Source organism: Niastella sp. sgz303648, from assembly GCF_059587045.1.
The window spans coordinates 1-13,640 of record NZ_JCAPSW010000009.1; the positions used below are offsets into that span (position 1 = coordinate 1).

Below are 13,640 nucleotides of genomic sequence, written 5' to 3' on the forward strand. Positions count from 1 at the left end.
ACAATTTTTGTTTTATTGTATAGTTATATTAGGACGGGTCAACTTGACTCGTATGCAAAATGGTTACAGCTTTAGTGATGTGTTTCAATGACGCAGTTTATTGAATAGACTCTTTAGGAGTAACTGTCTGATTTCCGCAATAACAGTCAGGCTTCCTGTGCGAAGCTTTTTGTCCTGAGCGTAGTCGAAGGATGCTCATGTGCAAAGCATCATTTCCCATTAGCAATGGTACAGAACTTTGTTGCAAGGTGTCAGGTAATTCAGGAATTGGTGCTTTGCGTATAGGCGAAAGGTTTTTGTTCATGAGAAAAAGTCCGGAACTTACATGCAAAGATATTTTTCCAGCAAGCAAAGACCACAATTTCCAAAGCAATTATCCAATTTCCACAAGCAATGACCAATATCCTGTAAGTACAGCCTCATTTCCTGCAAGCAAAAGCTCATTTCATGTAAGTAAAAGCTCATTTCCTGCAAGCAAAGGATCATTTCCTTTGGGAAAAATATCATTGTTCATGCGAAATTATCCTTTGTACGTTGATTTATAACGGTCAACAAGCAGTGGTTCGAATCATGAAGTGCCCCTAACTATCTGTTCTTTCAGGTCCATTCTGCCCCATAATGTGCTTTCTGCTCCATTCCGATAATAAAAACATCGCTTCTCTAAGGGAAGCGCCTTTTTCACTCAACGAATATTCAACCCTTGGGGGAACTTCAGGATATGCTTTACGAATTATAATGCCATCTGCCTCCAGTTCTTTTAATTGCCTCGACAATACTTTAAGTGCAATATCCGGCATTGTTTTGCTTAGTTCGCCAAAACGCATGGTACTTTCAACAAAAGCCAAATGATCGGTGGTTTCCATTTCCCCCCAATTACTTCGATCATTGCGGTTATAGGACATTCCTTTGCTTATTTTCCATTCTTTCCCGGGCGCATTCCTGTAACCATGCATAGGGTAACCCAGGCATATATTAAAAGCGTTCCGGGTGCGCAGACTGGCAAAAGTTATAAAGTTGCCGGGTAGAATTCACCGTTATCTCCCGGCTTTTATCATCTGCGTAATCCAACTGCGCAGATGATTTTTCAGCCGGTCAATTTCAAAAAAAGATTCCGATTAAATCACTGAATATCAAAAGAAATAAAAAAACTATGAAAAAAACTTTCCACTGCGCAGATTGAGTGCGCAGTAGTGCGGCCATCTTTGCTATGTCAATCACAAAAACGACAGGTTATGAAATTCAATGTATCAGCAAACGCAGGGAAAGAAACAACGAACTACATGGGCGCTACCGCATATAAGCTGACTCCTGAAATGGAGCTGTACACAGCAGTGGCAACCTGTATGGTAGATGATTCTTATTACGAGAAGCAGGAAGAAAGGCTTGGTCGTATCAGGCAACTGATCGCACAGTGCGCACCCGGGTTTGTTGCTAAACTGGCTGTTTACGCACGTAAAGAAATGAACCTGCGTTCAATACCGGTTGTATTGGCTGTTGAATTGGCAAAGGCTGCATCAGGCAATAACGTGGTAAGCCAAACGATCAACGGTATCGTGCAAAGGGCTGATGAAATAAAAGAAATACTGGCTTATTATCAGGTTGCGAATAAAAGAGCGGGTGTAAAAAAATTAAACAAACTGAGTAAACAGGTTCAAAAAGGATTGGCTACGGCATTCAACAAATTCGACGAATACCAGTTTGCCAAATACAATACTGCTGCCGAAGTAAAAATGAAAGATGCCTTGTTCCTCGTTCATCCAAAAGCGAAAGACGAAGCGCAGCAGGCATTGTTTAATAAAATAGTGAAGGATGAGTTGCAAACACCATATACATGGGAAACAGCTTTGTCTGAACTCGGTAAAAAAGCGTTTGCGACAGAGGCAGAAAAGCAACAGGCTATAGCAATGCAATGGGAAGAACTGGTGATGAGCGGAAAGCTTGGTTATATGGCCGTATTGCGTAACCTGCGTAACATTCTTACGAAGGGCTCTGCAAAAGCTTTTGCCGAAGCATTGATTATATTGACAGACGCAAATAAAGTGAAGAAGGCAAAACAATTGCCATTCAGATATTTATCTGCTTTCACTGAGATTGAAAAATTATCAGCTGCAGAAATTGTATTTGAAGACCAGGCCGAAAGAATAAAACAGGCAACTACAGCACTGGAAAAAGCATTGCTGATCGCTTGTGATAATATACATATCAACGAAGGGAAAACAGTGATATTATCCGATAACTCGGGAAGTATGTATGGCGATGCAGCAGGTAAGTCGTTGGTCTCTGCTATGAGCAGCCGTAAAACGGCAGATATAGCCAACCTGTTTGCTGTGTTGTACTGGAACAAAAGCAACAACACATCTATCGGTTTGTTTGGTGACCATTTAATACAGCCTGTATTAAACAGGAAGTCCGACTTGTTTGAAAATTTTAAACTGATCAATGCCGAAGCAAAGAAATGCGGACCATCAACAGAGTGTGGTATTTTTGAGTACATGGACAAGCTGATATCTTCTAAAACTATAGTTGACCGGATTATCATCTTCTCAGACTGCCAGATAGGTACAGGTTGCAACTGGTTCGATTCAAAAGGCAACAAAGGAGATAACTTCAATAAATTGTTGACACAATATCTTGCTATCAATCCGGCAGTAAAAGTGTATAGCGTAGACCTGAAAGGATATGGCAACAGCTTAACCAAAGCAGAGAACAGAAACACCGTGCTGGTAAGCGGTTGGAGCGAAAAGATATTTGATATGATCTATTATATTGAAAACGGATCGACTGTAGTTGATCAAATCAATCAAATTGAACTATAGGATTTGCAAAATATGTAAGTGTCGTAGAGTAGAGTTACTTCGACTGTTAATCGGGAGGTTGCAGGTTCGACTCCTGTTTCCACAGTATTTATTTTTTAATATTGCGGAATAGCTCAATGGTTAGAGCGCCAAACGTACTTTATTCGTCTTTTACCTTACAATGTCCGGTGCCGTAGAAAAGGAATCCTTCGTCTAATTAAGAGCCTTTTCGAATTGTTGCCCGGATTTTTTTTATGCCTGTAATTTAAATTGTCACTTCCTGAAAATATTCCAACCTATTTTTCAATAGTCCATATTTTCTTATTGTATAACACACCAGTGGCTATAAAATCCTTAGGCACTGCATATACCAGTCTTCTATAGATGGAGTCGCCTTTTTTTATAGTGGCATACTTTTTTTTATACACGGCGAGCAGGCTTACCTGCATAACGAACTCAGGCCTGTATTTTATCCTTTTTACGGTATCGGGCAAACAAATATCATCCAGAATTACTTCCTGTTTGGTTTCAGAAATATTTATAACCTGAACATGTACTGCCACAAATTTGTATCCACTGGCAGGAAAAATCGCGCCGTTTCCTGTTCCTTGCCCTTTAAATTCATCAATTAAATCAATTTTTAATGTAACAGAATCATTAAAAGCGGTAGCAGGGGAGCCGGCGTACAATGAGCGGGGAAATTGCAACAGCAAAAAAATAACAAATACAATCAGGCTTAATTTTGTTTTCATGTTTCGTGGTTAAAAGAAATGCTCTTATAAAGATGCGAACTTTTGTACTTAATTTGGTCATTATTTGTGTTATGCGCCCCTGGAAAAGATGTAAAAAGTTTTAGGTCTTTCCTGCATCAACGTTTTTTTCGCAGAACCGGTGGAACAAAAGGGCGGCCTGGTTTTAAATAATTTCGAATATAGCTGCTGTCTTTAGTGATTTTGAACCATTCAAACGCACGTGTTGAATCAGCCTTGTACTGTACTCTTTCAAAGTAAGCAGGCATCAAATTAGTACCCGCGATTTCTTCCACCTTTCTCAACCGTTCCTGAGATAATGTATCCCGCAGGTACTTTTCTACTAAAAGCGATGCAATGGGGCCGGCCCATGTACCGCCGGCTCCTGCATTCTCCACAACAACTGCTATAGCAATCTTTGGGTCTTCCCGTGGCGCAAAACAAACAAATGTCGAGTTCTCCTTTAATTCATAGCGTTTGCCGTCGAGTACAATCATATTTTGAGCAGTGCCTGTTTTGGCGCACAGGTTAATGCCGGGAATACGGGCCGTTTTTGCAGTTCCCACTTCAACAACATCCTGCATGCCGGCAGTCACCACATCATATTCATCACTTGCAATGTGGGTAAGTACCTCGTGTTTTACACGGTATTTTTTCAGCAGCGTATCGTTCGCATTCTCAGCTTCGATCCTGTTTACCAGATGCGGAATATAATAATAACCTTTGTTGGCAATAATACACATCGCATTGGCCATTTGCAGGGGAGTGGCCAGCATCTTATCCTGTCCTATACCTAATCCTCCGCCTGTCATTGTACACGAGTTCCACAAGCCGTGATACGCTTTATCATATTGACTTGTATCCGGCACATTGCCGCCGTCTTCGCTCGGCAAATCAATTCCTGTTCGATGCCCCATACCGAAAGCTGACATATACTTTTTCCACGCTGTTAATCCTTTACGCGGATTATGATAAGCCGGGTTATCGATTGTTTTTTTAATAACCTCTGAGAAAAAAGAGTTGCATGACCAGGCAATTGCCATCCTTAGATTGGTCGCATGTCCTGCCCACTTTTCCACGCAATTTAATGCGCGGCTGCAACCGTAATAAGTGCCGTGACAGTCATAACCACTCGCAGGCGTGATCAGGCCTTCTTCAAGGCCAATCAATGCCCCCACCGGTTTATAAGTTGAACCCGGAGGATACTGCCCTTTGATCGCTCTGTTTAACATAGGGCTTGTTACATCAAGCACCAGCCGCGAATAATTTTTTTGCCTCGATGAACCGCTCAGGTCATTGGGATTAAAATTGGGACTGGATGCCATAGCCAGCAGGCCTCCGTTTTTGGGGTCGAGTGCAACAATGGCGCCCACCTTCCCCTTCAGGAGCTTTTCGGCCAGCATTTGTAGCTCTATGTCAAGATACGTATGCAGATTACGCCCGGCAACCGCGGCAGTATCATGAGTTCCCTTCTCATAACTACCCACCAGCCTGTTCAGGTTATCTTTTAGTAAGTATTCCACACCCCGCCGTCCCATGAGTACGCTTTCATATGTATTCTCCAAACCACTGCGTCCAACGTAATCACCCATTCTATAGAAACCTCCTGAACGCCTGATGATAGCCGAATCAGCTTCTCCTATATAACCTAAAATATGGGCGCCGGCATTGTATGGATAAACACGCACCGGTCGTTCAACTAAAGTGAAACCAGGATACTTCCATATATTTTCCTCTAAACGAACGTGTACAGCTTCAGACAATAACGGCTCGAATACCGAGGGACGGTAACCTCCATTCCTGATATGGGCATCGTGAATGCGTTTGCTGAATTCTTTACTGTCGATACCCAGTAATGCGCAAAGCTCTGTAGTATCAACCGCCCTGACTTCCTTTGGTATTACCACGAGGTCATACATGATGGCATTGTTTAATATGGCTTTACCCTTACGATCGAAAATAATGCCCCTGTCGGGGTATTTTACTTTTGGAAATACAGCGTTGTTTAATGCAAGTTGACGATAATTACCCGAGAGCACCTGCAGGTTAAATAATTGCGCCAGCATAATAATAAATACGCTGGTTAGGATAAGACGGATAATATTGGTGCGGGACTGGTTGAATGTTGCCATTGAAATAGGATCTACAAAACAGTTGCAAAAATTACAATTCTTTTTTCGACATTATATCATTTTTCGTCAGTTATTGCTGCATGTAGAAATCTTGTTTTGAATTATCTCAGATTGTCCATAAACGTAATCCATAGCTAAACACTTATAGCCTCATTATTGCTTTTCTTCAACCTGGAAAAAAAAACTTGCGCAACCAGATAATTGCATTTATATTTGCAACCACATAGTTGCAAATTACCCAAAGATGGAAATAAGAAGAGACATTTTTCAGGCAATTGCCGACCCGACCAGGCGGGCAATCATCGCCCTGATTGCATTGCAGGCAATGACACCCAATGCCCTTGCCGAACATTTTAATACAAGCAGACAGGCTGTATCAAAACATATTAAAATATTAACAGAGTGCGAACTGATAAAACAGGAACAACAAGGCAGGGAAATTTACTACTCACTTCAAATTCAAAAAATGAAAGAGGTTGATAAATGGTTAGACCAATTCAGAAGGCTTTGGGAAACTCAATTTAATCAACTTGACAAAGTATTAGCAACAATTAAAAAACAAAAAAAATGACAACCAATTTGCAATTTGATTTTACCGTTGACAAAGCAACAAAAACAGTGTTCATAACCAGAGAATTTGATGCCGAACTTTCGCTGGTATGGGATGCTTTTACCAAACAGGAACTTCTTGACCAATGGGTGGCACCTAAACCCTGGACTTCAAAAACAAAACACATGAACTTTGAAGTGGGTGGGCGACGATTTTATGCGATGGTAAGCCCGGAAGGACAGGAGCGTTGGGCAATTCAGAAATACACTTCCATTACACCGAAAACCAATTTCAAATTTTTCAATGCTTTTGCAGACGAAAATGAAAACCCTGAATTGCCGGGTTCTGATTGGGATTATAATTTTATCGACCAGGGGGGAACAACAAAAGTCAGTATTAGTATTTATAATGAATCGCTTGCCCGTTTGGAAAAGATGATTGAAATGGGCTTCAAAGAAGGATACGCAATGAGCATGCAAACCCTCGAAAATCTATTGACAACTTTATCGCAACGCCAGTAGCAAAAGTGACACCGCTCAGTTAAACGACCGCCTGAACTCGAGTGGAGAAAGGTTGGTTTTTGTTTTAAATAGCTTACTGAACGACTGCGGATGTTCGAAACCAAGCGCATAGGCTATTTCACTCACCGATAACGTAGTGGTAGAAAGTTTTTCCTTTGCCTTTTCGATCAGTTTATTATGAATGTGTTGCTGCGCATTTTGACCGGTCAGTGCGCGCAGCATATCGCTTAAATAACTGGGCGACAAATGCAGGTTTTCGGCAAGATACTGAACGGTAGGAATACCCTTGCTTAAAGAATGTTCATTGCTGAAGTAACCGGCCAGCAGGTCTTCCAGTCTTTGCAAAAGATCGTGACTGACGATCTTACGGGTAATGAATTGGCGCTTATAGAAGCGATTGGCGTAATTCAGCAACAACTCGATCTGGGATATAACCACATCCTGGCTGAAGTCATCTATCCGGCTGTTCAGTTCCTCTTCCATGATCCTGAAAATAGACATGATGGTGGCCTTCTCATTTTCAGAAAGGTGCAGCGTTTCGTTGGCTGCATAAGAAAAGAATCCGTACTGACTGATCTTTTTAGCTATGGGATAACCTAAAAAGAAATCCGGATGAATCAGCAAGGTATACTCAGAACATACTGTTCCCTCGTTTTCTCCGCCACCCATCACCTGACCGGGCGAAGCGAACAGCAAGCCTCCTTCATCGAAATCATAATAACCCTGGCCATATTTTAATTTACCGCCAAGTTTTGGCTTGTAAGAAATTTTGTAAAATCCTAATACATGATGGTGTGACGGCTGTTGTAGTTCCGACCAGGAAGGCGCCCCATTGATCATACTGATCAATGGATGCTTTGGTTGAGGCAGGCCAAAGGCGCGATGAGCATCGGACAGTGTCTCAAATTTGTGCGGACTTTTCTCGTCTTTTTTCATTTAAAAACAAATATAATCATAACCGGCAACCCTTATAGTTACCGGTTATGATCGGTTCTTATTTAGATAAAGTCTGGGCTGAACTGGAAACGGCGTCCCATTTTTCCCAAAGAGCCAAACGTTCTTCATAAGCAGCACGTACCCATGGTAAATTTTGACTGCCCAGATTGAACCGTAACGGCGGATTTTCCGCATCTACGATCTGAAAAAGCGCTTGTGGTGTGGCATTCGGATCCCCTCTTTCCATATCTTTTAATTGTCCGAAAAATTGCGTTTTAAAATCCGAGTATATTTCCATGCCGGCCGCAAATTTCAAAGACTCCTGACTGCCAAATTCCGTAGCGTATGCGCCCGGTTCGATAATGGTCACTTTAATTCCAAAGTCTTTAACCTCTGTAAACAGACTTTCGTGAATAGCCTCAAATGCCCATTTTGTCGAGCAGTAGTAGCCAATTACCGGCAGTGTTACATGGCCAAGGTTGCTTGAAGTACCAAGTATATGTCCGCCGCCTTGCTTCCGAAGCAACGGTAACGCAGCCTTGATAACAGCAAGCGCCCCGAAAACGTTGGTTTCATACATCGCCTTAACATCCTCCGCACTCGCTTCCTCGATAGTGCCCACCAGTGAATAACCGGCATTGTTCAGCACAATGTCCAGCCTCCCGAACCAGGCATGCGCCTGGGCTACGGCTGTTGCTGCCTGACCAGGCCTGGTCACGTCTAATTCCAGGGTCAATACGCTTTCGCCATACATTTCTTTAAGTGCGGCTAAACTATCTACGTTGCGTGCTGTTGCGGCAACTTTATCGCCACGCTTCAGGGCGGCCTCCGCCCAAACGCGTCCAAAGCCGCGCGAAGCTCCGGTAATGAACCAAACTTTACTATTTTTTTGATTTTTCATGTTCCTTTTCTTTTCAATTATTTGATAAGGCAAAAATCAGGAGGCGCCGCCTGCCGTATGTAATCTAATTGAGGACTTTTGTAGTCTAATTGCGGATTTTGTGTGACTGTTGTTTACTATTTTATACCCAACCTCTTTAAATAGTGCTTTACCGGTAAGAATTGAATTTTATGTCCGCTCTTGCGGGTTTGTAAAATTTTCTTTTCTACCAGATCATTCAGGTCGTTTCTCGCAGTCTGATTACTTACATTAAACCTGTTCTCAATTTGCTGCACATTAAATACAGTTGTGTCATTTTGAATTATATCCTGAATGATGGCTATCTGGCGATCATTGAAATCCGTATTCCGCATCATAGCTATCACATGCTGCTTTTCTGAATTTTTCCTTTGCACATATTTTTTCAGATCCTCTAACGCCCGATGTATGCATTGTAAATTATAGATCGAAAAATAAGTGAGGTCATTGTTATCAAATTCAGTATATAAATAAGCTTTTGCATATTGCGTTTTTGACGACAATATAATCCGCGAAACAGACAGGTATTCGATCAGCCAGTATCCTTTTTTAAGAAGGTACCAGTAAAAGACAGTTCGTGCCGTTCTTCCGTTTCCATCTACGAATGGATGAATGTAGCCTATCAGGAAATGTAAAATAATTGCCTTATAAATAGGATGGATAAAAAAAGAAATTTTATCCTTATCATTGGCAAAATTGCAAAACTGTTCCATAAGTTTTTCAAGTTGCTCAAAGGACGGCGGGTTATGTAAGATGTCGCCCGTTTGCGTATCCACGACTTTAATTTCGTTGTCTTGCCGGAATCTACCTGATTCATTTTCATCGGGCAATGTTTTATCGGTAAGAATATGATGTAATCGCTTAAGATTTGCCGGGGTGAAATTTTCCTGTGTATGTTCAACAAGCCATTTCATAGCCAGGTAGTTATTTAAAATCATTTGTTCTGAATGATTTTGTGGCTTCCGGTTATTTTCCAACATTTCTTTTGCCACTTTCCTGGAGGTGGCTGCTCCCTCCAATTGACTGGAGGCAATTGCTTCTTCCATCAACGAGCTGATTAAATACCTGTCTCTTTCCTGTGATGGTATTATGTTGTCGCTCTGCAGCGAACCAACTAAATTTATATCAAATTCGTGTAAATATTGCTGTATGATGGCGGGCACTCTGATTTGCCGGTGTAAGGAGGTCTTTGAGGAACTTTCATAATAACTCCTAATTTTTACAAATTTAGGAGTTATTGGGAGTTAATCATTAAGCTTGTATAAAGACTATTGCTAACACCGCAGGGGTGCATTGCATTTGATTGATTATCAATTTGATATACTGGCTTGTAAACCCCGACATAGAAGCCGGGGCCTTTGTAATTATGCGCACTCTTTACATTTTTACAAATTTCATATAAACGGATATATGCTTCCTGCTTCGTAATATGGCTATGTAAACCCCTTTTTGCAGTTCACTTACATTCAGATATATTTTATGCTGGTTTGGAATAACCGGATATGTTTGAATCGTATTTCCATTGGTTGAAATGATCTCAATGGTCTGCCACATGTCTGCAGTTTTCAGGCTGTCTATAACAAGCATATCATTTGCCGGGTTGGGGTAATAACGTATGCCATTAGTGATCGCAGGTTCAGTACCTACCGCAGTGGTCGCATCCAAAACGAACGGTAAAACGTTGCTTGTAGTTTTGTAGTTGGGGGCACACTCCGTATTGCTCATCAGCACGCATCGCAGTTTATCACCTGTAGCAAGTGGTGTATACAATAAGGTTGGTGCACTGGCTGCAGGTATATTCAGCCAGTTATGTGATTGGGTACTGTCCTGCCACTGGTATACGGCATCGCTGCTGGTAGGGGTGACCGTCGTACTGATCAGCGCAAACTTGCCGGGATACAAAGTGGTATTCCCTGATATTTGAATGGTCGGATACGATGGATTTATTATGGCAATATTGATAATATTGCTGGTAGCACTGTTAGTTTGAAGGCAACCTGCATTACTGGTCATTTGAACACTTACCCGATCGTTATTATTAAGTGCATTTGTAATGAAAGTATCTTTGCCATTCCCAACCGTTACATCATTTACTTTCCATTGGAATTGAGGTTGCGTACCGCCTGCTACCGGTGTAGCCGTAAAGGTTACGGTAGCTCCGGCACAAATAGTGCTGGTGGGTGTGCTTATACTTATACTCACCGATGGTATAAATATATTAGCAAAACAATCAGCATTGTAAAAACCAACAACGCCCTGTTGAGTAATGGCCAGCCGTCCGCCGTAAAAATGGCTTCCGCTTTGTAAAGTGTTTATCACATTGATCCTTGTAGTACCGAAAAGGTCGCCTGGCCGTACGATATCTTTAACAATTGAACCATTTGAGTCGAGAGTGATGTAAAAATAACTGCTTTTGATCTGGCCTGATGAAGAGTCCAATATACAGCCGCCTACTGTAAATTGTTGATTGAACCTGTCGTATCGGAAGTCCAGAGGCATCAGGGCTGTATTAACGGGAGGCGTTCTTTGAAAATTCCAGCTAAGAACGCCTGTCGTTTTATCTATTTTGGAAATTACCAGTGAATTATCAGATTGCTGTCTGCCTGTTACATACAGGTGCGTTGAGGATGTGTCTGCGGTATAAAAGGAACCGGCAGCCTGCACATAATTCCAGATAACAGGATTGGGTTGATGAAAATTGTAGCGTGCTGCAAGCATCTGATCGCTGCTGTCTCTTCCAAAAATAACCTGCGTTGTTGAATCAACCGTAATAGAAGAATAAATGGTCTTAAACCGGTTCACTCTTTTTGTATAATATCCCTTGTATCCGGTGGGGTAAGGATATTGCGTGGTTGCGCAAAAATGTCCACTGCTGTAAATTCCGGAAGGGGTGCGAAACACCACCATGGTATCAGCAGCATAATGCGATGCAACGCTTTTTCTTATCATCTCTGTTGATACTTCTTCCGGTAATGGATCACCGGTTAAAGTACTCCAGCTGTTTTGCGATCCTCCCATCGTAAAACCATAGTATATGGGAAAATACCTTGATAAATAATCATTGTAATACCTTCTCCTGTAAATAAAATTGGTTTTGTTGTAGGCATCGGTATATATCTCAACTGGTTCAGGAGCTATTGAATCGGTTGAGATATGAGCTATTTGTTGCAGGTATTTGACATTGCCTGATGTATCGAGGCAAACAAAGATCACTGAGTCGGGCGCTGCTGTCATGATTTTGGTAACCGGTTCTTCGTTAAAAAGGAGAAAAGAAGCGGCAATAGCCGTATCATGCAGGTTTCTTATCATTTGTGGAATCATGAACTTTGTACTGCTGGCAAAGTTCCTGCTCCATATCAGTTGATTGTATCCGCTTCTCAATTCTATGGTTGCCGAACGGCCAACCATTTTCAGTAACGCCATTTTTGAACTGCTTACCGGTTCCATACCAACAAGCGACGACGGGTATCTTATTGTATAAAATGGAGAAATACGGAATCGCTCGTTATATGTGGCGCTACTATCGAATGAAACCAAAACCGGCTTTGTTTCATCATAGCTGCTGCTCCCTTTTGCCAGATTGCCTGCCGCATACAGTTTGCCGTATTTAAAATCGATAAACAGTCCCTGGGAGTTATAACCGCGATTGAGAGAATCGGATGTAATAGTAGCCTCGTACATTTTTTCACCTGTGGCTCCATTGATCTTCATAATGCCCCAGTTGCCGGGATTTTCCGGACCTGCGCTCCGGTCATACGATCCGGTCAGGTAAAAATTGCCATTGGGGTCCTGGCAAAAATCCATGGGCCAGTCCAGTTCTTCCTGGGTAGTTCCCGGTGGCGGATCGGCAGGTATACCGGTAAAGTCATAAGCTACATTATATCTGATGTTTCCGTTGTTCTTATTAACACAGGTCAGTGTAAATGATCTTTTCAAATCCAATCCGCCCACAAAAGGTGATACCCAGGAAATGTAGATCATTGAGTCGCGCACGATTATTTTCTTAGGGTTGCCATCATCGCCTGATTGTACAAGAGGTACCTGGCCAACGAAAACACGCGTGTACCAGATAGTGTTACCCGTAAGCGTATCCACCGCGCGTACATTATTCAACCCCGAAAGTATATACTGTGCAGAGTCCTGTATGATGCGGGTAACAGACTTATTGGAATAATAAGGCACACTTGATTTCCATGCCAGTTGATTCAGTTGCGGATCGCGATATTTATAACAGGTATCTCCCCAACTGATTAAAATGTTGTGATTGTCATCTACCATCATTTCTGCACTATATACCCAACTGTTTGATAAAAGCTGGCGGGTATAAGTAATTTTTCCGGTTTGTTTATTGATGACATGATATTGCAAACCATTACGGCCGGTTAGCATTAATAATTCTGAGGCGTTGAAGTTTATAATTTTTAATACCAGATCGCCGGGCGTTTGAATGTTCCAGATCAAAGCTCCGCTGCTATCGTTCAGGCACCAGAGGCGTTCGTTTCTGCAGGCAGTGAAAAGCAGATGGCCATCTTTCAACAAATGGGAGGTTGTACCGGTAATAAGATCTATAGCAGGTTGTTTACCTAACACCCCCGTCACTTCCGGATCAATGGCAGTCCAGATAACATTTCCGCCAGTATCTATTTTGGTTACAGACGGAATTGGTTTTTGATTCGAAAACGAGCCCCCTGTAAGATATATATACTTTCCTTCGCTATAACCACCGGTAATAAAACCATCCTTTGATACTTTGCTTACAGTATCGTAAAATATGGTTTCGGTGAACTGGGCTTGTGCCTGTTGGGCAAATACCAATACGCAAAGTAAGCTGATTAAACCTTGAATGGAGCGCTTATTGAGAAAGCTGAATAAGGATTCAGAAGGAAAAGGAAGTGCCATCGGGAATTAAATAAAAATAATGTGATAAATCAAATATAGAATATTAAACGATAACGGCAATCATTCTGTGAAACAACGCCAGGAGCGAAAATCACACGAATGAAGCTGAACTTATCTTGGCGGTCATCGCCAACCGAAC

The 13,640-nt window shown here is 41.9% G+C and carries 10 protein-coding genes and 1 tRNA gene; 4 read left to right on the plus strand and 7 right to left on the minus strand.

The window, feature by feature from the left end; genetic code table 11:
• Window positions 1–581: 581 nt before the first annotated feature.
• A complete protein-coding gene (locus AC59IL_RS24655; protein WP_496554875.1) occupies window positions 582–863 on the minus strand; it encodes a winged helix-turn-helix transcriptional regulator in 282 nt (93 codons plus the stop codon).
• A gap of 369 nt (window positions 864–1,232) precedes the next feature.
• On the opposite strand from AC59IL_RS24655, the gene AC59IL_RS24660 reads away from it, so the two are divergent.
• Together AC59IL_RS24660 and AC59IL_RS24665 are read left to right on the plus strand one after the other, a co-directional pair.
• Window positions 1,233–2,816, plus strand: a complete 1,584-nt coding sequence (locus tag AC59IL_RS24660) for a TROVE domain-containing protein (protein WP_496554876.1) — start codon at window positions 1,233–1,235, stop codon at window positions 2,814–2,816.
• Between the two features lie 22 nt (window positions 2,817–2,838).
• Window positions 2,839–2,901 (plus strand) — tRNA-Ser (locus tag AC59IL_RS24665).
• Window positions 2,902–3,091: 190 nt separating this feature from the next.
• Here the strand turns inward: AC59IL_RS24665 and AC59IL_RS24670 are convergent.
• The gene (locus AC59IL_RS24670; protein WP_496554877.1) at window positions 3,092–3,547 is read right to left on the minus strand and encodes a hypothetical protein; all 456 of its coding nucleotides are present in this window, start codon (window positions 3,545–3,547) and stop codon (window positions 3,092–3,094) included.
• Window positions 3,548–3,663: 116 nt separating this feature from the next.
• Complete coding sequence (gene mrdA, locus AC59IL_RS24675) at window positions 3,664–5,676, minus strand: penicillin-binding protein 2 (protein ID WP_496554878.1); 2,013 nt, start codon at window positions 5,674–5,676, stop codon at window positions 3,664–3,666.
• Between the two features lie 244 nt (window positions 5,677–5,920).
• Here mrdA and AC59IL_RS24680 point away from each other — a divergent pair, with 244 nt between their 5' ends.
• Together AC59IL_RS24680 and AC59IL_RS24685 are read left to right on the plus strand one after the other, a co-directional pair.
• A complete protein-coding gene (locus tag AC59IL_RS24680) occupies window positions 5,921–6,247 on the plus strand; it encodes an ArsR/SmtB family transcription factor (RefSeq protein WP_496554879.1) in 327 nt (108 codons plus the stop codon).
• Entirely contained in the window at window positions 6,244–6,747 is a 504-nt protein-coding gene (locus tag AC59IL_RS24685; protein WP_496554880.1) for an SRPBCC family protein, read from the plus strand. The genes AC59IL_RS24680 and AC59IL_RS24685 overlap by 4 nt, the downstream gene beginning before the upstream one ends.
• A 15-nt stretch (window positions 6,748–6,762) precedes the next feature.
• Here the strand turns inward: AC59IL_RS24685 and AC59IL_RS24690 are convergent, their stop codons facing one another.
• The 4 genes from AC59IL_RS24690 to AC59IL_RS24705 form a co-directional block, all read right to left on the minus strand.
• Entirely contained in the window at window positions 6,763–7,683 is a 921-nt protein-coding gene (locus AC59IL_RS24690; RefSeq protein WP_496554881.1) for a helix-turn-helix domain-containing protein, read from the minus strand.
• A gap of 58 nt (window positions 7,684–7,741) precedes the next feature.
• A complete protein-coding gene (locus AC59IL_RS24695; protein WP_496554882.1) occupies window positions 7,742–8,584 on the minus strand; it encodes an SDR family NAD(P)-dependent oxidoreductase in 843 nt (280 codons plus the stop codon).
• A gap of 116 nt (window positions 8,585–8,700) precedes the next feature.
• Window positions 8,701–9,765, minus strand: coding sequence for a Fic family protein (locus AC59IL_RS24700; RefSeq protein ID WP_496554883.1), 1,065 nt, complete (start codon window positions 9,763–9,765; stop codon window positions 8,701–8,703).
• 214 nt (window positions 9,766–9,979) lie between these two features.
• Entirely contained in the window at window positions 9,980–13,501 is a 3,522-nt protein-coding gene (locus AC59IL_RS24705; RefSeq protein ID WP_496554884.1) for a T9SS type A sorting domain-containing protein, read from the minus strand.
• Between the last annotated feature and the right edge of the window lie 139 nt (window positions 13,502–13,640).

What these genes read in the sequence shown, in the direction of transcription:
- AC59IL_RS24695 (WP_496554882.1), bottom strand. Translation starts at nt 8,584, where the DNA reads ATGAAAAATCAAAAAAATAGTAAAGTTTGGTTCATTACCGGAGCTTCG.
- mrdA (WP_496554878.1), bottom strand. Translation starts at nt 5,676, where the DNA reads ATGGCAACATTCAACCAGTCCCGCACCAATATTATCCGTCTTATCCTA.
- AC59IL_RS24690 (WP_496554881.1), bottom strand. Translation starts at nt 7,683, where the DNA reads ATGAAAAAAGACGAGAAAAGTCCGCACAAATTTGAGACACTGTCCGAT.
- AC59IL_RS24685 (WP_496554880.1), top strand. Translation starts at nt 6,244, where the DNA reads ATGACAACCAATTTGCAATTTGATTTTACCGTTGACAAAGCAACAAAA.
- AC59IL_RS24705 (WP_496554884.1), bottom strand. Translation starts at nt 13,501, where the DNA reads ATGGCACTTCCTTTTCCTTCTGAATCCTTATTCAGCTTTCTCAATAAG.
- AC59IL_RS24670 (WP_496554877.1), bottom strand. Translation starts at nt 3,547, where the DNA reads ATGAAAACAAAATTAAGCCTGATTGTATTTGTTATTTTTTTGCTGTTG.
- AC59IL_RS24655 (WP_496554875.1), bottom strand. Translation starts at nt 863, where the DNA reads ATGGAAACCACCGATCATTTGGCTTTTGTTGAAAGTACCATGCGTTTT.
- AC59IL_RS24660 (WP_496554876.1), top strand. Translation starts at nt 1,233, where the DNA reads ATGAAATTCAATGTATCAGCAAACGCAGGGAAAGAAACAACGAACTAC.
- AC59IL_RS24680 (WP_496554879.1), top strand. Translation starts at nt 5,921, where the DNA reads ATGGAAATAAGAAGAGACATTTTTCAGGCAATTGCCGACCCGACCAGG.